A 19,835-nucleotide genomic window follows, 5' to 3' on the forward strand; every position below is an offset into this window, starting at 1 on the left:
GTTATTTGACAGATTGGTTTTAGCCAATATTACAGCTTATGAGTGATTACGGATATACAAATTTTGTTTAAATTTCAATCGAAAAAACAATTATTGTATTATAATATATTTCACAAATATACATTTTATTAATTACTCGAAAATATTTTTAGCTAATTAAGACATGTCAATTAATCTATTAAACGATTTTATAATAATTCACACGTGACTTAATTATTTGTGCCAAAAATATAACCTCACTTCTTGGGAATAAACTTGTTTAATTTTTTTCATCATTTTTAAAATCGTTTTCTATATTATACAATAAAATTGTTTAACTATTCTAATTTTTCCTTTTAGCTTCATTCTTTAAAAATGAAATCATATTCAGCCCATACTGAACATTTTTTTGTTCTATTTTTTGTTGTTGGTTTGAAAAAAATATTTCTTGTTGTGTAGTTGTATTTCTTTTGGCTGTATTTTCTTCAATTTCAAAGATTATTTTTTCAAAATCAATATATTTTCTCGTTTTGATGTATAAGAATTCATCGTTAATTCCCTTTTTTTGAATTTCTAAAATTCCTTTTTCATCGTATAAAAAAGAAACTTCCCAACTATCAAATCCATCAGAATCTGCCTTTATCGTTTTTATCGTAGCATTTTTAATTCTAAATTTTTTCTTGTATTTACTTTTTGAACTTATCAAAAATAGTTCATCTGACAGAAAATAATCTCCCAAATTATCATCTAAAAAATCTGCTATTTCGCAAATGTTTTTTCCTTTTAAAATCTTTTTTGTTAGTAATTTATAATATTTATTAGTCAAAAAATAGAAATCATCATTTACCTGAACCATTCTTTTTTTTGGGTGGAATTGCAGTGAAATGGTGTCAGTATCCTTTTTATTCCAAATCAATAAATATGCTTTGTTGTCCAAAACTTTTACAATGAGTCGATTTGTAAATTGTTTTTCGGGGTTTATTTCTGATTTTTGTTCATAAAAACCGTATCTTTTCGATTATTCAAAAGAAAATTAGTGTAAAAAATATATTTTTCCGTTCTGTCCGAAATTAAAGAGTCTGTTTGGTTGTCTATTGAGAAACAATTTGATAAAATTTCAAACGAAATAACGTTTTTTCTCTGACAAAATACCGAATTCTGACAGAAAATAAGAATTAGAATAAAATAGATTTTTTTCATTGCTTCATTGCGTGATTGATTTTGTTTTTGTACGAGCTTTTAATTCAATATCTTTCGAAATAGAATAGGTTATTTTAGCCATAAGTTCATTTCTATTTTCTTTTTTTACTTGCGAACAAGGCGCTAAAATTCCCAGTAGAATTAAAACTTTTTTCATAATATACGTTTTGTGTTTTCTTCAACAACTCAAAAAATAATCTTTGTTTATATTTTTGACAAAAATACAAATTTCTTTTATCTTCAATGGTTCTGATTGTAAGTTTTTCGACAGAAATCAAATAGTATTTGTTATTTTATACAAAAAGCATATTTGTGTTATTAGAAAAAAATATTTTATTCTTTATTTTATAAATTATGACTAAGAACAAATAAATTTTTATCAATAGAAAATAGATTCTTACCGATAAGAAATAAATTTTGACTAATATAAAATGAATGATTACTAGTAATTATTCATTTTAAACTAACAAAAATAAAATTTCACACAAAATAGTTTGAGGTATTTAATTTATCTTTTGTAAAAAATAAAACGGCTTATATTTATTGATTACCTTTTGTTCATAATTAAAAAAATAAGAAGTGAATAGTGTAAAAAATCACGAGATTTGTGCAACGAGATTAAAAAAATTATACTCTTTTATCTTGTATTTTTAGTTTGAAAGTATTACCTTTGTAACATTTAACTATTAAAAATAAGAATGTTTAAAATAACTTTATTTGGTATTGTTAAATATGTATATGTTTTAGAAATATGAAAAATTATAATTGTTGATAATCAGTGTTTTGGTATTAAATTATATTGTATCTTTACTATTAACAATATCTTAATTATTTTAAATGACAAAATTTTATTAACCAAAATGATAATGTTATGGACAAATCATTTCTTTTGAAAAAATCAGCAATCGTATTATTTGCTGTCGTATTAGCTTTTTTATTCGTATTCTTTTTGCCTTTCGAAGAAAAAACCAACAAAGGATTAGCCTTGTTAGTATTAGTTGCTATTTTGTGGCTTACCGAGGCAGTTCATATTACAATTACAGCGTTGCTTGTTCCTGTGGGAGCTATTTTGTTAGGCTTGGAAAAAACGAAACCTGCGTTAGAGGCTTTTGCGAATCCTACTATCTTTTTATTCTTTGGTGGATTTGCTATAGCAACCGCTTTGAGTGTTCAGAAATTAGATAAGTACATTGCTGCCAAAGTCCTTTCGATGGCAAAAGGAAATTTTTTTGTTGCCATTTTACTACTTTTTTCGGTAACCGCATTGCTCTCAATGGGAATTAGCAATACGGCAACTGCTGCAATGATGATTCCACTTGCAATAGGAATGTTAAAACAACTTGATTATCAGAATAATAAAAATACATATGCATTTGTTATTCTTGGTATTGCCTATAGTGCAAGTATTGGTGGAATGGGAACAATTGTTGGTAGCCCGCCTAATGCAATTGTTGCCTCGCACCTGCATCTTACTTTTTCAGATTGGCTCAAATATGGAACTCCTGTAATGATTGTTCTTATGCCATTGCTGATTTTAGTTTTATTTCTTATTTTTCGTCCGAAAATGAATATAAAGATAGAAACTCAATTGCATACCGAAAAACTTAACTCAAAGCAATATTTGACAATACTAATTTTTGCTGTTACTGCATTGTGTTGGATAACGGGTAGTTGGCTTAATCCAACTTTTTCAAATTTACTAGGAATAGACAAAATAGGCGATTATGATAGTATTGTAGCTCTTATGGCAACAATTCTTATTTGCGGATTGGGAGTAGCCCATTGGAAACAAATACAAGACAATACAGATTGGGGGGTTCTAATGCTCTTCGGAGGAGGGCTTACCCTAAGTGCAGTTTTGACAAGTTCTGGTGCAAGTAAAGCAATGGTCGATTCAGTAGTGTTTTTGATAGAAGGAAAACATTTTTATCTTATAGGTTTGTTAGTTGCTATGTTTATCATTTTTCTAACAGAATTTACTTCAAATACAGCCAGTGCTGCATTACTTGTACCTATATTTATTTCAATAGCGAAAGAATTAAATATGTTGCCTTTGGGACTAACAATGATTATTGGGCTTGGCGCATCGTGTGCTTTTATGCTTCCTGTGGCAACACCTCCCAATGCCATTGCTTATGGAACAGGTATGATTGAACAACGAAGTATGATTAGAGCTGGATTCGTTTTGAATATTGTGTGTATTTTGTTTATCGCAACTATCGCATATTATTTTTGGTTTGAATAACAAAATTCATTAAAAAAATAAAAAAACGTATTTAAAAATTACTTTTTTCACAATCTTTTTTTACTTTTGCGTCTCGTAATAAATTTTGGTATACAATGAATAAATCTGTTTATGTAATTACTCCCGATGCTTATAGTGGTAAATCAATGATAAGTTTGGGCGTAATGCAAATGATTATGCGTAATACAGCTAATGTAGGGTATTTTAAACCAATATTAGATAGGAAAGATGATGATTTTATTAAAACAATAATTTCACATTTCAAACTCAATATGACCGAACAAGAGGCCTTTGCTTTTTCACAAAATCAATTAAATCAACTTCAAAATGACGGAAATATTGATGAGGTTTATGATATTATTATTAAAAAATACAAAGCACTCGAACAAAAATTCGATTTTGTTTTGGTTGATGGAATAGGTTTTGCTGAAGAAACCAATACGTTTGGAATAAATTTTAATATTTCTTTGGCGCAAAGTCTTAATATTCCAGCTTTGGTAGTCTTGAAAGATAATTTTTCTTCGGAAGAAGAGCTAGTTAATCATATTCAGATAGAAATAAATACAATTCTGGAAAAAGAAGTTCGTATTTTGAGTGTTTTTGTTAATAAAGTTGTCAATTTTTCTGAGAAAACAATTGATAAATTAAATAAAAAATATCCAAATATTCGCTTTTATTTTATTCCCGAAGAACCTATGTTAAGTCGCCCAACTATCAAGGAAATAGCCGAAGCGCTCAATGCGAAATTTTTGTTTGAAGGGGCAGATATTCACCAAATACCTAAAAAAACAATTGTAGGAGGAATGGAGGTTCATAATTTCCTAAACCATGTTTCTGATGACTGTTTGGCGCTAATTTCAGCAGACCGCTCCGATATTATTTTAGGAACTGTAATGGCTCATGCTTCGGCAGAATATCCACGAGTAGGAGGAATTTTATTGTATGGTGGATTCAATTTACAACCTTCGGTGCTTAAACTTTTGCAAGGAACGCAAAATATTATGCCCATAATGCTCTCTGAAAAAGGAACTTATGAAACAGTCTTGGGAGTTAATAAAATCCATTCACGAATTTACCCCGAGGCTGAACAAAAAATAAAAATGAGTATTGAACTTTTTGAAAAAAGAGTTGATTTTGAAAGTTTGAATAGCCAGATTTCTTCTTTCAAATCTGATACAATAACTCCTCGTATGTTTCAATACAATATGGTACAAAGTGCTAAAAATTTGCAAAAACACATCGTTTTACCTGAGGGAACAGATGATAGAATTCTCACAGCAGCTTCTGAGCTTGCCGAAGATGAATTGGTTTATCTGACCATACTTGGTGACGAGCAAAAAATTATGGTTCGTGTGAATGAGTTAGGACTAAAATGGAATGAAAATCGTATCAAAATACTTCGCCCCAAAGATAGTCCAAAATATCAATCATATGTAGATAAATTATACGAATTACGTAAAGATAAAGGTTTGGAACGTCCTCAGGCACAAGACCTTATGCTTGATTATTCATACTTTGGTACCATGATGGTTTTCTTGGGCGATGCAGACGGAATGGTTTCAGGTGCGGTACATACCACAGCCCATACCATACGTCCGTCATTACAATTCGTAAAAACCAAACCAGGAGTTAAGACGGTTTCTTCTGTATTTTTTATGCTTTTGCAAGATAGAGTCCTTGTATATGGCGATTGTGCGATAGTTCCTAATCCGACTGCAGAACAATTAGCAGAAATAGCTATTACCTCGGCAGATTCAGCTAAGGCTTTCGGTATTGAACCTAAGGTAGCTCTTCTTTCGTATTCTTCGGGTACTTCGGGAAGTGGTCAAGATGTAGATAAAGTACGTGCAGCAACCGAAATAGTAAAAGAGCAACGTCCCGATATTTTGGTAGAAGGTCCTATCCAGTACGATGCGGCTGTTGACCCTAAGGTAGGAAAACAAAAAATGCCTGATTCTCAAGTAGCAGGGCAAGCAAATGTGCTTATTTTCCCAGATTTAAATACTGGAAACAATACGTACAAAGCTGTACAACGAGAAACAGGTGCACTTGCCATAGGTCCTATGCTTCAAGGGCTTCGCAAACCAGTTAATGACCTGAGTCGTGGAGCAACGATTCCTGATATTTATAACACGGTACTTATTACCGCTATTCAATCGGCAATGCCTGAAAAATAAAAGAATAAAGCTGTCCCAAACACTTGGACAGCTTTACATTTTTTTGATTATGAACACGATTTTTACCATTGGCATTTTTATGTCGCTTTTTTTGGCTGTTTTGCTGTTTGTAAAACAAAAAAAGACTTTGTCAGACACTATTTTAGGTGTTTGGTTATTATTTATTAGTATCCATTTACTAAGTTATTATCTGCATTATTTAGGTTATTGTAACAAATATCCTCATTTGTTGGGTGTTACACATCCTTTTCCGCTGTTGTATGCACCCTTTTTATATCTATATATACATTTTTCTTTACAAAGTGAACAATGTTTTAAACTAAAACATTTATTACATTTTGCACCTTTTGTATTGGTTTATCTGTATTTGTTCCCGTTTTATTTTGGTTATACAGCTGAGGAAAAATTAATTTTTGATAGTCAAGATTTTGATAGTGCGTATCAGTTTTTTTTCACTATATCTTTTCTAATGTTTATAGCTTCGTGGGCTATTTATTCTATTATTTCATACAGAAAATTACGTAATTATCAACAACTTATCAATGCTAATTTTGCTTATGAAGAAGGCATTAGTTTGCGATGGCTGCAATTTTTTATTATCGGAATAGGAATTGTTTTTGGTACAGGAATTATTGTTTCGGTCTTGCGGTATCAGTTCTATTTTAATTTTGGTTTTAATACCGATTTAGTTTTCTTTACGTTAATTGTCCTTTTGGTAGCATCTATTGGTTTTGAGGGGATTCGTCAGCAAGGGATTTTCACAGGGAAAATGATCCTTCAAAGTGATATTGTCCGTAACAAATCTTCCGAATACAAAAAATCAGGATTAAAACCTTCCGAAATACAAGCCTTTCACGAACGATTACTTCTAACAATGGCTCAAGAGAAGCCTTACCTTGAACCGAAGCTAACACTGAGTCAATTGGCTGAGAAATTGGAAATCTCGCCAAATAATTTGTCACAAATAATCAACCAATGCGAGGGGAAGAATTTTTATGACTTTGTGAATAGCTACCGCATCAGCGAGTTTATCAACAGAGCTAATGACCAAACAAATAAGAATTTGAACATTTTGGGCATAGCACTTGACTCGGGGTTTAATTCCAAATCTTCTTTTAATGAAGTTTTTAAGAAGCAAATGGGAAAAACTCCTTCCAATTATTTGAAATTGCAGAAAAATAATGATTTAACCAAAGCTAAATAGAGAATGTATTACAAAATATTTTTATAAAAAAGTACTTATTTACGAGGTTTATCATCAATATAATATTATCAACAAATGCTATTGTCTTTTTTAAAATCATTGATATAGTGTTTTTTATTCAAAAATAGAAGATGAGTTACGAAAAAGATCATTTAATACAAAATTTGATTTATCTCTAATTTTTATACTGATAATCAATCAATTAAAAATAAGTTGTCAGTAGAATGAGCCTCAGTAGAGATGTGTTTTGAAGAGAAAAAATATGTAAGTATTGCTTGTATGAATGGAAGAAATTTTACTTTTTCCCAAAGAAGTAGAAATTAATCACAAAAGTTTGTTTTTCAATGTAATGCAGGTTTTGATTGTCAGAAATTTAGAAAAATCTTGGTAGAAAAAAATCATTACCAATATGAAATAAAATCCGAGAAATCGTCAAAATGAAGATGTTTATTTTGATGGAAATTTATATGGAAATCGTTTGAAAATAGTTGGTTTAATGGAGTTAAAGATTTGATTATCAGATATAAAACCCTAAATACAACTTAGAACGCAATGCTGTATTTAGGGAGTATAATGAGGTTTTTTGTAAAAATTTAAACAAATCTAATATCGTAAGGTATTTTTCATTCAGACACTATAAAATACTGATTGTCAATAATATTTTTAAAATCTATAGAAATTTCAAAACATCTTTTATTCTTCGTATGATTGTTCTTCTTGTTCGAAGTCATCTTCGTTTTCTTCCATTTCTTCTTGAATTTGCTGTTTCAATGTTTTAGAACTCTTCGTAGATGATGCTTTCTTTTTACCAGAAGGAGGCACACCTCCTGTTTCTTTGATAGCTTCTTTTATTTTGTTTTCAAGCTCTTCCATTAGTTCAGGATTATCCATAAGAACTTTGCGCATTGCATCGCGTCCGTTAGCCAATTTCATCGTACCATAATTATACCAAGCACCACTCTTAGACAGAATATTATAATCGGTACCAAGATCTATTATTTCGCCAGTTCTAGAAATCCCTTCTCCATAAAGTACATCAAATTCAACCGTTTGAAAAGGAGGAGCAACTTTGTTTTTAACCACTTTTACTTTGGTTTTATTACCCAGTGCATTTCCGTCTTTATCTTTAATAGGTGTTAATTGTCGACGAATATCCAAACGTATTGAAGCATAAAATTTCAGTGCATTTCCTCCTGTTGTTGTTTCTGGACTTCCAAACATTACTCCAATTTTCTCACGCAACTGATTGATAAAAATTACTACACAATTTGCTTTATTGATGCTTCCAGTTATTTTACGCAGAGCCTGCGACATTAGTCGAGCATGAAGTCCCATTTTAGAGTCGCCCATTACGCCTTCTATCTCACTTTTGGGAGTAAGAGCAGCAACTGAGTCAATTATTATCAGTTCAACAGCTCCTGAGCGTACTAAGTTATCAGCAATTTCTAAGGCTTGTTCTCCGTTATCAGGTTGTGAAATAATCAGGTCTTTCGTATTCACGCCCAATTTGGCTGCATAAACAGGGTCAAAAGCGTGTTCAGCATCTATAAAAGCTGCTGTTCCGCCTTGTTTTTGAGCTTCTGCAATAGCATGAAGTGTCAATGTTGTCTTCCCTGACGATTCAGGACCAAATATTTCAATTATACGCCCTTTGGGATACCCTCCTACTCCAAGAGCTACATCTAAACCGATAGACCCCGTGGGAATTACTTCTACTTTTTCAACGGTTCTCTCTCCTAAGCGCATAACCGTTCCTTTTCCGAAGGCTTTATCCAATTTTTCCAAAGCGAGTTTCAGCGCTTCTGCTTTGGCTTCTTTTTCAGTTAATTCTTTTTTTTCTTTTTTAGCCATTTTGAAAAATGATTATGGGTGCTAAAATACGAATAAATATTATATTTAATCATTTTTTTATAAAAAAATTTTATCTATCAATCGTATTTCTGCATTTTTTATAAAAATTTTTTTATTCTTGTAATTCAATTGTCTAAAAATCAATACATTGTAGCAGAATAAAATCTATAACAAAAAGACACTCTACGCATAGAGTGCCTTTTCAAATAACTATAACTAAAAACTTTATTGTTTTACTTTGAAGGCTTTCGCTTGTGGATAATATGCTATTTCGTCCAATTCTTCTTCAATTCTCAACAATTGATTGTATTTGGCCATACGGTCAGAACGAGAAGCAGAGCCTGTTTTTATTTGACGGCAATTAAGTGCTACGGCCAAGTCAGCGATTGTGTTATCTTCGGTTTCTCCTGAACGATGTGACATTACCGAAGTATATCCCGCTCTGTGCGCCATATCAACTGCGGCAATAGTTTCAGTAAGTGAACCTATTTGATTTACTTTGATAAGGATAGAGTTTCCTACACCTTGCTCAATACCTCTTTCTAAGCGTTCAACATTGGTTACGAACAAATCGTCTCCAACAAGCTGTACGCGGTCTCCGATAGCTTCAGTAAGTTTTTTCCAGCCGTCCCAGTCGTTTTCGTCCATTCCATCTTCGATAGAAATGATAGGATATTTATTTACCAATTCAGTCAAATAAGCTACTTGTTCTTCTGAATTACGTTTTTTACCTTTTGCTCCTTCAAACTTGGTATAGTCATAAATACCATCTTTGTAAAACTCTGACGAAGCACAATCTAGGGCAATTTTAATATCTTCTCCGAATTTGTATCCTGCATTTTCAACGGCTTTTTTAATTGTTTCGATGGCATCTTCTGTACCTTCAAAAGTTGGTGCAAAACCTCCTTCATCGCCCACAGCTGTACTTAAACCTCTGTCGTGTAGTACTTTTTTCAAGTTGTGAAATACTTCTGAACCCATTTGCATAGCGTGAGTGAATGAAGTTGCTTTCACAGGCATAATCATAAACTCTTGGAAGGCAATCGGAGCATCAGAGTGTGAACCTCCGTTGATGATGTTCATCATTGGAACGGGTAAGTTGTTAGCACTTACCCCACCTACATAGCGATAAAGAGGCAAGCCTAATTCTTCTGCAGCAGCTTTGGCAACTGCCAAAGAAACTCCCAAAATAGCATTGGCTCCCAATTTTGATTTGTTAGGTGTTCCATCGAGTTCAATCATTGTTTTATCGATAAGATTTTGGTCAAAAACACTCATTCCGATAATTTCTTCAGCAATGATATCATTTACATTTTCAACGGCTTTCAGAACACCTTTTCCCATATAGTCTTTACCTCCATCACGAAGTTCAACCGCTTCATATTCTCCTGTTGAAGCTCCCGAAGGAACAGCAGCGCGTCCTTTGGCTCCGCTATCGGTAACTACATCTACTTCTACTGTTGGATTTCCTCTTGAATCCAAAATTTGTCTTGCATGTACATCAATAATGATACTCATATTTTTTATTATTTAATTATTTAATATTTTTCTGGTTTCGCTTGTTTTGGCTAATAAAAATCCTAATGTTATACCAATAATCAATTGAACGATAAACATAGGTAGTTGCTCCATTATCTTTTCACTTAGTGGCATTATCTTTCTAAAATATCCTTCTGCCCCCGAGTAATGTCTCCATATTGTATCAAGTATCTGTAAAAAAGTACCTGCTGGATACAGCAGACACAAAATCATAGTTACAGGTTTAGGAAACTTGTGAAAAGGTATAAATTGCCCTAAAACATAACTCATCACAGCATATTTCCCCGTCATTTTTAAGAACGAAAACTTCATTACAAAATCAAAGAATCCTCTATCTCCAAACAGGTAAAACCTTGTTATTCCGTATACTTCTATAATCAAATAAAGTAGCGCATGCACCATATTGGCACAGAATATATATAGAGTTGCTTTCTTTATTTTAAAGAATAAGGAAACTATTTGATTCAAAGTTCAAAAATTCTTCATCTTCTATCGCACAAATATACATCTTTTCTTTGTAAAAGAATTTTTTTCTGAATTTTTTTTGAAAAAAAATTCCTTTAATGTTTTCGATACCTTATATTTCTGCTGGCAAATACTTATTTTCGTTCGGCATATATCGCATAATACCGATTGGTAAAATAGCGCAATAGCGGTCGAATACCTATTTTACGTATAGGGTGTGTCCATTTTTCTCGAAACTTTATTTCCCAACCTGCTTTTTCCAAAAGCATATCAAGTTGCCAATCTTCAAACTCGTGATAATGACAATCGCGCGAGTCAGATACGTTACGATACGCTTTGGCAAACCACAATCGCAAAGGAACCGTAACGAGCAATCTCTTGGCTGGAAGATTTTGCAACACACCTAGCGGATTTACCAAATGTTCCAAAATCTCCAGTGCAGTAACGAAATCTGCTTTATATTTCCTCAGTTCCAAAGCTTCAAAATCTAAATCTTCGCCTTGAGTATTGATTACTTTATATCCTTTTGTTTCCATCAGTTCAGAAAAAGGATTACACACGCCTATATCTAATATAACAGATCGCTCAGGAGCAAATTTCTGCAAAAGAGAAAGTGTTTTTTCGTAACGTTTTTTTGGATATATCTTATACATTTTTTATTCTTTTGAACTTTTTTTATGAAATGACCCACAATATGCTCAAAATAATAAGATTAGGAATGAAAAATAACAATGCTTCTGTCAAAAGTTTTATTTCTCTTTCCAAAAATAATTGCACCAACAATATAGTATGCAAAATAACGACGATTATTGACAATAATATATAGGTTGATAAATAGGTTTTGTCGGAAAAATTGGGCATAGACCACACAACTAATAAAAAAATAACCAATAATACTTGTATGATATTCATCAACCGAACCATTCCTTTGTTTCCCCAAAGACGTTGCGCAAAAAACAATGCAAAAGAAATACTTACCAAGCTAAACACTACCCACATAATCGCTTATTTATTATTGAGTTGATTTATTCTTTTTCAACAAATCAATAAATTGGTCAAACAAATAATGTGCATCGTGAGGACCTGGTCCTGCCTCAGGGTGATATTGAACACTGAAACAAGGTTTGTTTTTCATACGAATACCCGCTACACTTCCGTCATTCAGGTGCAGATGTGTTATTTCGACCTCTGCACTTTGCGCAGCTTGTTCCTTATCTACGGCAAATCCATGGTTCTGTGAGGTTATTTCACCTTTTCCTGTCAAAAGATTTTTCACTGGGTGATTTATCCCACGATGTCCGTTATGCATTTTGTAAGTAGATATTCCATTTGCCAGTGCAATAATTTGATGTCCTAAACAAATACCAAACAGCGGATAATTATGTGCAATAATTTGTTTAGCAACCTTAATAACTCCTTTGAGTGGTTCTGGGTCACCTGGTCCATTCGATAGAAAATACCCATTGGGTTTCCATGCTTGCATTTGTTCAAAAGAAGTATTGTACGGAAATACCTGTACATATACATCGCGAGCGGTTAGATTTTTTAATATATGTCTTTTAATACCCAAATCAAGAGCCGCAACCTTGTATGTAGCATCTGGGTTTCCGACAAAGTATGGGGTTTTGGTTGAAACCTTTGAAGCCAATTCCAACCCTTTCATTGAAGGAATTTGTTTTAGTTGTTCTTTAAGATATTCTAAATCCGTGATTTCGGTTGAAATAACAGCATTCATCGAACCATAGTCACGTATATGCGCTACCAATGCTCGCGTATCGACTTCGCAGAGAATCAATAAATTATTTCTTTCCGAAAAATGGTATAATGATTCACTTGCCGATGTACGCGAGTACGTTTGACTAAAATTACGGCAAACCAACCCAGCTATTTTTACACTTTCAGATTCGTTTTCATCTGAATGAACACCATAATTACCTATATGAGCTGTAGCCGTTACCAATATCTGTCCTAAGTACGATGGATCTGTGAAGATTTCCTGATAGCCAGTCATTCCGGTATTGAAACAAACCTCGCCAAATGCTGTACCTTCTTTGCCAACAGCCTTCCCATAGAAAATTGTTCCGTCTCCAAGTAAAAGAACGGCTGGTTTTTTGGTTGTATATTTCATCTGAATAGTAGGATTTTTTTAATATTTTTTTATTTTTAATGTATATAATATTTTGTATGTTTTCATTTCTTCTTTCTTGTATTTTCAAAACGCTCTTATGTGAAAAAGAAAATTCAGGTAACCAATTTTCTTTTTTGTAACAAAGGTGCCATAGGTGGGGTGTTGTTTTCCCACGCTACGTTTTCTCTTCCAACGTGAAGTTGAAACAAGATTAGAAGTCGCACAAAGGTATAAACTATTTACTTATCTTCAAAATTTTTTTTCTCAACAAATTACCTCTTATCTATTTATATGTTAATTATTCGTTAAATATAGAATAAAAAAATACTTGATTATATTTTTTTTGTACTTTTGTCCCAGAATTAAGATTTTTTTAAACCCCAAACAGAAAAAGTATATAAAAATTAACTAAACACATTGCATTTATGAAGCAGTATATTTTATCAAGTATTGCAGTACTCGCTCTGATAGTGAGTTGTAATACAAAAGCAGACGATGGTGTGGGCGAAATACCCAAAGAGAATACCGAGAAAATTCTCTATTTTCAATTTACAAAAGATAGAGGTACGCACAGCATTAGCGTTGAAGAAAGACAAGAAAAAACGCTAACGATTGAAGGACTTAAAGATGGTGCTTTTGAGGCGACAGAAAACTCTGGTGGAGCTATCAGTCTTTCAAAAACTACTAACCCTGCCAAACTGACTATTCGAGCTTACAAAGTAGGCGAATATCCCGTTAGTATCAAAGGAACAGATACCGACGGAGTAAAGAAAACTATCACGCTCTATGTGAAGGTTACTGAGCGAGATACCGGTTGGAAAAACGGCGTTTATACCGTTGAAAATATTGACGGTGATATGACCGAAAAAGACTCCAAAGGCTATGTAGAGTTCGAGTCGTTGGGGTATAACCTATTCCAAAATGATATACAACCTGCCTCTGCACGAGACAAAATACAAGTAAGTGCTAATGGAGGTATTATACGTGTAACCGCTCAAAAACACTATGACGAAAGTATACCTATTACTTTTTCTGTTAAAAATGCTGCCGGTGATACGCATACCGTTCACGTAAGAAGAGTTACTAAATTCTGGGAGCTTAGATCTTCCACAGAGGTGATAGGTATTGACCCTAATACAACTAAAAATAGTTTTGACAAATTGTCTGTGCCACCTAAAACACCTTATAGCGTAACTCATATAAATGGGTTGCATTATTATGAACTTCATAAAAATAATCCTTATTATGGATTTGATAAAAAATCAATAGCTGTAAATACTAATATTACAAAGATTGACCTTAATCGAATAAAATATATATATGGAGTTTCTTTTTCGGGTTGTACAAATTTAACAGAGGTAATAGCTAATAATGTGGAAACTATTAGTAGTGACTATGCCTTTGCAAATACCAAGCTAACAAAGATAGATTTGCCTGCGATTAAAAGTATTGGAGCATATGCTTTTAACGGTACTCCTATTACAACTGTAAAATTAGGGAAAAACTTAACTACTCTTTATGCAAATGCGCTTAAAGGTATTGAAGGTACGCTTTTGGAGCTTCGTATCGAATCAAGTACGCCAAGTGGGGTAACACTTGTCACAGACTTTATTGGAGAAACACAAGCAAGGCTTTTAGTACCAAATGCCTCACTTGCAGACTGGAACTCGCGTTATCCTTGGCTTAAAGACAAATTTAAAGGTGGCGTACAAGGTTACTAATTATCAAAATAAAAAATTTAAAAAGTTAATAAATAATAAAACTCTTGCTACTTACTCCCTTATCTGATAAAGAGTAACTCGGCAAGTAAAAATTAAGATTATGAACAAGATAAAAATACTCATCATAGCTCTTGCAGCAATGCTAAGTGATAATATTTCAGCACAAGATAATTATCGACCTTGGCTTGTTGGTGCGGGTATCAATACAGTTGATATGCGTGTACCCTCTGATTTTAGTGGTATTGCCAAAGACTGGTTTGGCTACCCTGATATGAATGTATCGTTTCGTGTTTCAGCAGCACGTTACATTAAAAAAGGGATTACAGCCGAGGTGGCTTTTGCTTTAAATAGCATCACCAAAGATGAAACCTATTTCCCCGAGGCAAAAAATACTATCAGTGGAAAAACCTTTTGGGATGCCGATGTAAGAGCTCGTTATCACCTGAATCGCTTATGGAGTGTTATTCCGTGGTTTGATCCATATCCACAACTGGGTATTGGTATTTCTTCCATTGAAGGTGAAAGCAAAGCAAATCTTGTAGCGGGGTTGGGAGCCAATTTTTGGTTTACCGATATAGTCGGAGCTAATTTACAAACTACTTACAATCCAGCTTTCGGAGGAGGTATAGGCAAAGATTATTTCCAATGGGGGGCAGGTGTGGTTATAAAATTGCCATTCAAAGCACGTGAAAATCCTATTGTAGATCATGTAGAGCGTGAGAAATTGCCAAAAGAGCCTAAAAAACGAAAAAAAGTATCGCAAAACAAATCTATTACTCGCCAAGAAACCGATGAAGAGCGTCAAGCACGCTTGGCACGCTTAGAAGCTGAACGTCAGGAACGTGTAGCTCGTGTAGAACGTGTAACCAAAGAGATCAACTTGTATGCCAAAACTATTTTGTTTGATACAGACAAATCGGTTGTCAAAACACAAGCCGAGTTTATTTTGGATAACATTGCCAAAATTATGAATGAAAATAAAGATTTTCACTTTGTGATAGAGGGACATACAGACAATGTGGGTTCTGCCGAACATAATTTAAAGCTTTCGCAAGATAGAGCCGATTCCATCAAAAAATATTTGATACAGAAAGGCATTGATAAAAAACGCTTAGAAGCAAAAGGTTATGGTTTAACTCGTCCATTAGAAAACAATAATACCGAACGCGGACGCGAAATCAACCGCCGTGTTGAAATCAATGTTATACCTCTGGAAGTAGAAGTTGAAATACAAGAATAACAAAGTAATGTTGTTTTTTCATTAAAATGGGTTTTTCCCTGTAAGTTAAAAATTTATTTAAACGTTAGTCAAAAAGGCTTTTATGGTGTGATCATCTTAAAAGCCTTTTTTTGCAGAAAATAAATTTTGAAAAATTTTTATTTTTAAAGAAAAAAATTCATATCTTTGCACTCGGTTATACTCATAATTATTTATGCTTCAAATCAACTATTATTTCGGATTTTACTACTTTTTTCAGATTTGAAAAAAGCAGGAATTCTTTTTGATTTTAAAGTAAATAATTTCTCATTCCTGCCTCTTTTGGCAGGTTTTTTTATTTTATGAAAGAAATCGTAGCAATACAAGGAATTGAAGGATCGTACCATCATCAGACAGCACAAGAGTATTTTGATAGAGATATACAAATAATTCCATGTGATTCATTTGACAAAGTAGCACAAAAACTACTTAATCAAGAAGCGTCTATGGGTATTATGGCTATTGAAAATACCATAGCAGGCGCTATTTTGCCCAATTATAATCTGATTGACAAACATCAGTTATATATTGTAGGCGAACATTATATTGATATTCAACATCAGCTTATGGCAATTCAGGGGCAACATCTTGAAGACCTTACCGAAGTACATTCGCATTATATGGCTTTGTTACAATGCAAAGATTTTTTTGTACAATACCCACATATAAAACTTGTAGAGGATAGCGATACGGCTTCCACAGCACGACGTATCAAACAAGGCAATTTACGCGGTATAGGTGCTATTGCTTCGGTTACAGCAGCCCACTTGTTTGGTTTAGAAATTCTTGCAACGAATATCCAAACAATGAAGAACAATGCTACCCGATTTGTTATTCTGCAAAAAGAAAAACCTCTGTTGTATCAAAAAACAATCAATAAGGCCTCTATCAAATTTCAGCTTGACCACAAACGAGGTAGTTTGGCTACGGTACTCAATGTGATAAGCGATTGTGATTTGAATATGACCAAAATACAATCGCTCCCTGTGGTTCATCAGCCTTGGAAATATGCCTTTTTTGTTGATGTAACTTTCGATAAATATACAAATTTTCAGAAAGTAATTCAACTATTAGACATTATGGCAGAAGATATTAAAATATTGGGTGAATATCAAAATCAATTAGACTAACAAAATACAATCTGAATGAAAAAAATAGCTTTTGTAGGAGTAGGACTCATAGGTGGGTCTTTCGCTTTGGAAATCAAATTGTTATATCCGCAAGCTCAACTAATCGGAATAGACAAAAACAAAGAAAATATACAAGAAGCACTAGATTTGAAAATCATTGACAAAAAAGGTACGATAGACGATGTTGCCTGTGCCGATATGGTTCTTATTTCAATTCCGGTAGATAATATTCCGGAGGTACTTTCTGATATTTTAGCTCGCGTAAAGGAACAAACACTTGTTATTGATATGGGTTCGACCAAAGCTGAAATTTGTCAAAGTGTTGAAAACCACCCTAAAAGAAATCAATTTCTGGCAGCACATCCCATAGCTGGTACCGAATATTCGGGAGCTAAATCGGCTTTCAGAGGGCTTTTTGCTGGCAAAACAATGATTGTCTGTGAGGTGGAAAAAACTTCATTCGCTTTGCAAGAGAAAGCCCTTGACCTTTTCCAAAAAATCGGAATGCGTATTCGGTACATGAATCCTGTAATGCACGACAAACATATAGCATATGTGTCTCATTTGTCGCACGTTATATCATATATGTTAGGTAAAACCGTTATGGAAAAAGAAGCAAGTGAAAAAGATATTTTCGATATGGCAGGTTCAGGATTTGCCTCGACTGTGCGTTTGGCAAAAAGTTCAGCAAGTATGTGGGTACCTATTTTCAAACAAAATAGAAATTATCTATTAGAATGTTTGAAAGAATATATTGAGAATTTACATCAGTTTGAACAATTATTAGCTGCTGAAAATTATTCAAGAATTTTTGACCAAATTGACCAAATAAATCAAATAAAAGACATTTTGAATGGAAAAAACATTCAAATAAAATAAAAATAGAATTTTAGTTATGGAAAATACACCTTTATTACGTAAATGGCTTGATGCGCTGGGTCTAAACCATCCGCTTGTTATCGCAGGTCCTTGTTCTGCCGAAACCGAAGAGCAAGTATTGCAAGTAGCTCACCAGCTGAAAGATAAACGGATTTCGTTCTTTCGAGCAGGAATTTGGAAACCACGTACACGCCCTGGGGGCTTTGAAGGTATTGGCGAAATAGGGCTCAAATGGCTCAAACGTGTCAAAGAAGAAACGGGCTTAAAAACTGCCACAGAGGTTGCTAATCGAGACCACGTACGCCTTGCTTTAGCGTATGATATTGACCTATTGTGGATTGGTGCGCGCTCTACGGTAAGTCCGTTTATTATTCAAGAAATCGCAGACGAACTCAAAGGTACAGACAAAATTATTTTGGTCAAAAACCCCGTTAATCCTGATTTACCCTTATGGATTGGTGCATTGGAACGCCTTCAACGAGCCGATATATCCAACTTAGGAGTTATCCATCGAGGTTTTTCAACGTATGAGAAAACCAAATATCGAAATATTCCTGAGTGGCAACTTGTTATTGACCTTCAAAATCGCTTCCCCGAACTACCAATTATTTGTGACCCGTCGCATATTGCAGGCAATCGTGAGCTTATCTTTGACTTATCGCAAACAGCATTGGACTTGAACCTTGACGGACTAATGATAGAAACCCATTGCAATCCTGATAAAGCGTGGAGTGATGCTCCCCAGCAAGTAACTCCCCATGCACTTGTTGAGATATTGAAAAACTTACAGATACGTAAAGAAACTACACCCGAAGCCGATTTTCAGATGCGGCTTCAAAACTTGCGATCGCAAATAGATATTCTTGATGAGCAACTTTTGGATTTGCTCAAAAAAAGAATGGAAATATCAGACCATATCGGAAGTTTGAAAAAAGAGAAAAACGTTGCTATCTTGCAAAACAGACGGTGGAACGAGATTCTGGGCAAGATGATTTTGCAAGGAGAAGAAAAAGGACTTTCGGAAGAATTTATCTTAAAACTTTTCAAAGCCATTCACCAAGAGTCTATCGCTCGGCAAGAGAAAATAGTAAGATAACAAACCACATTCCAAGAGTAGGAGATATGGAAGTCTTTTCATAGATTTGTTAGAGGCTTCTTGTAGTGTTTGTTCTACATTATTTGTTATTTTTTCGCTAAGTCGTTTCAAAATTTGTGATTGCGCAGGAACAATGATACCAAATGACAATACAAATACTAATGTGTAAATACATTTTTTCATCTTTTTTATTTTTTAAGTTCTATATTTGTTATAATTTTCAGATGCTAAATAACTTAATAAGTACTAATTTATTTACTATAAATATACCTAATGTATAATGAATATATTATATATGACTACTTATTTTTTATCTTTTTAATCAAAAGCTTCACTCTTTCTTGTTTGGTTTCCTTTGCGTATAATTATAAGCAAGGGAAAACACAAACAATACTAATCCAAATTAAAAATAAAAGCAAAATATTACATTTTCTAAAATATAAACTATTTGATAATTATAATTCATATATGCAAATAGGTGCTATTTATATTATTTGTACTACTAAATTCTATTTTCTTAATACTTTTTTATTTTAAAGTTATAATCAAATGCATTTTCTGTAGTCTTTTTTACTTTTTATCTATTAGAAAATGTATTTTCTTGATGCTTTTTTATTTTAAAGTTATAATCAAATGCATTTTCTGTAATATTTTTTATTTTTTATCTATTAGAAAATATATTTTCTTAATGCTTTTTTATTTTAAAGTTATAATCAAATGCATTTTCTGTAGTCTTTTTTATTTTTTTATCTATTAGAAAATGTATTTTCTTAATGCTTTTTTATTTTAAAGTTATAATCAAATGCATTTTCTGTAGTCTTTTTTACTTTTTATCTATTAGAAAATGTATTTTCTTGATGCTTTTTTATTTTTTAGCCTCCCTTGTACTTATTTGTAGTACAAGGGATAGCATAAAAAATATAAACAACTTTTAAATAAATATAAATAAGTATGAAAAAAAAT

At 33.0% G+C, this 19,835-nt stretch carries 17 protein-coding genes; 8 read left to right on the forward strand and 9 right to left on the reverse strand.

The annotated features are described in order from the left end of the window. Positions 1–322: 322 nt before the first annotated feature. Positions 323–916, reverse strand: a complete 594-nt coding sequence (locus tag OO775_RS01490; protein ID WP_264845243.1) for a hypothetical protein — start codon at positions 914–916, stop codon at positions 323–325. 267 nt (positions 917–1,183) lie between these two features. After that, positions 1,184–1,336, reverse strand: coding sequence for a hypothetical protein (locus OO775_RS01495; protein ID WP_264845244.1), 153 nt, complete (start codon positions 1,334–1,336; stop codon positions 1,184–1,186). Positions 1,337–2,050: 714 nt separating this feature from the next. Between OO775_RS01495 and OO775_RS01500 the strand changes: the two genes are divergently transcribed. The 3 genes from OO775_RS01500 to OO775_RS01510 all read left to right on the forward strand — a co-directional run bounded on the left by OO775_RS01500 (position 2,051) and on the right by OO775_RS01510 (position 6,805). Beyond that, positions 2,051–3,424 (forward strand): SLC13 family permease, encoded by a 1,374-nt coding sequence (locus tag OO775_RS01500; RefSeq protein WP_264845245.1) that lies wholly within the window; start codon positions 2,051–2,053, stop codon positions 3,422–3,424. 95 nt (positions 3,425–3,519) lie between these two features. After that, entirely contained in the window at positions 3,520–5,601 is a 2,082-nt protein-coding gene (pta, locus tag OO775_RS01505) for a phosphate acetyltransferase (protein ID WP_264845246.1), read from the forward strand. A gap of 49 nt (positions 5,602–5,650) precedes the next feature. Continuing rightward, entirely contained in the window at positions 5,651–6,805 is a 1,155-nt protein-coding gene (locus tag OO775_RS01510; RefSeq protein WP_264845247.1) for a helix-turn-helix domain-containing protein, read from the forward strand. A 693-nt stretch (positions 6,806–7,498) separates the two neighbouring features. On the opposite strand, the gene recA is transcribed toward OO775_RS01510, so the two are convergent. The 6 genes from recA to carA form a co-directional block, all read right to left on the reverse strand. Further along, entirely contained in the window at positions 7,499–8,656 is a 1,158-nt protein-coding gene (gene recA / locus OO775_RS01515) for a recombinase RecA (protein WP_264845248.1), read from the reverse strand. A 225-nt stretch (positions 8,657–8,881) separates the two neighbouring features. Further along, positions 8,882–10,174, reverse strand: a complete 1,293-nt coding sequence (gene eno / locus OO775_RS01520) for a phosphopyruvate hydratase (RefSeq protein ID WP_264845249.1) — start codon at positions 10,172–10,174, stop codon at positions 8,882–8,884. Positions 10,175–10,186: 12 nt separating this feature from the next. Next, the gene (locus tag OO775_RS01525) at positions 10,187–10,663 is read right to left on the reverse strand and encodes a hypothetical protein (protein WP_264845250.1); all 477 of its coding nucleotides are present in this window, start codon (positions 10,661–10,663) and stop codon (positions 10,187–10,189) included. Positions 10,664–10,794: 131 nt separating this feature from the next. Beyond that, complete coding sequence (locus OO775_RS01530; RefSeq protein ID WP_264845251.1) at positions 10,795–11,313, reverse strand: class I SAM-dependent methyltransferase; 519 nt, start codon at positions 11,311–11,313, stop codon at positions 10,795–10,797. Between the two features lie 22 nt (positions 11,314–11,335). Then, positions 11,336–11,659, reverse strand: coding sequence for a hypothetical protein (locus OO775_RS01535; RefSeq protein ID WP_264845252.1), 324 nt, complete (start codon positions 11,657–11,659; stop codon positions 11,336–11,338). A 13-nt stretch (positions 11,660–11,672) separates the two neighbouring features. Then, a complete protein-coding gene (gene carA, locus OO775_RS01540; RefSeq protein WP_264845253.1) occupies positions 11,673–12,788 on the reverse strand; it encodes a glutamine-hydrolyzing carbamoyl-phosphate synthase small subunit in 1,116 nt (371 codons plus the stop codon). 425 nt (positions 12,789–13,213) lie between these two features. Here carA and OO775_RS01545 point away from each other — a divergent pair, with 425 nt between their 5' ends. The 5 genes from OO775_RS01545 to OO775_RS01565 all read left to right on the forward strand — a co-directional run bounded on the left by OO775_RS01545 (position 13,214) and on the right by OO775_RS01565 (position 18,872). Further along, positions 13,214–14,509 (forward strand): leucine-rich repeat domain-containing protein, encoded by a 1,296-nt coding sequence (locus OO775_RS01545; protein ID WP_264845254.1) that lies wholly within the window; start codon positions 13,214–13,216, stop codon positions 14,507–14,509. Positions 14,510–14,609: 100 nt separating this feature from the next. Next, positions 14,610–15,749 (forward strand): OmpA family protein, encoded by a 1,140-nt coding sequence (locus OO775_RS01550; protein WP_264845255.1) that lies wholly within the window; start codon positions 14,610–14,612, stop codon positions 15,747–15,749. Between the two features lie 320 nt (positions 15,750–16,069). Continuing rightward, positions 16,070–16,897: a prephenate dehydratase gene (locus OO775_RS01555; RefSeq protein WP_264845256.1), complete on the forward strand. Its 828-nt coding sequence runs from the start codon at positions 16,070–16,072 to the stop codon at positions 16,895–16,897. A 15-nt stretch (positions 16,898–16,912) separates the two neighbouring features. After that, positions 16,913–17,776, forward strand: a complete 864-nt coding sequence (locus tag OO775_RS01560) for a prephenate dehydrogenase (protein WP_264845257.1) — start codon at positions 16,913–16,915, stop codon at positions 17,774–17,776. A gap of 16 nt (positions 17,777–17,792) precedes the next feature. Then, a complete protein-coding gene (locus OO775_RS01565) occupies positions 17,793–18,872 on the forward strand; it encodes a bifunctional 3-deoxy-7-phosphoheptulonate synthase/chorismate mutase type II (protein ID WP_264845258.1) in 1,080 nt (359 codons plus the stop codon). Here the strand turns inward: OO775_RS01565 and OO775_RS01570 are convergent. Beyond that, positions 18,810–19,055, reverse strand: a complete 246-nt coding sequence (locus tag OO775_RS01570) for a hypothetical protein (protein WP_264845259.1) — start codon at positions 19,053–19,055, stop codon at positions 18,810–18,812. The genes OO775_RS01565 and OO775_RS01570 overlap by 63 nt on opposite strands. Positions 19,056–19,835: the final 780 nt, after the last annotated feature.

Source organism: Capnocytophaga catalasegens (genome assembly GCF_026005215.1).
In the GTDB taxonomy this organism is placed as follows: Bacteria; Bacteroidota; Bacteroidia; order Flavobacteriales; family Flavobacteriaceae; genus Capnocytophaga; species Capnocytophaga catalasegens.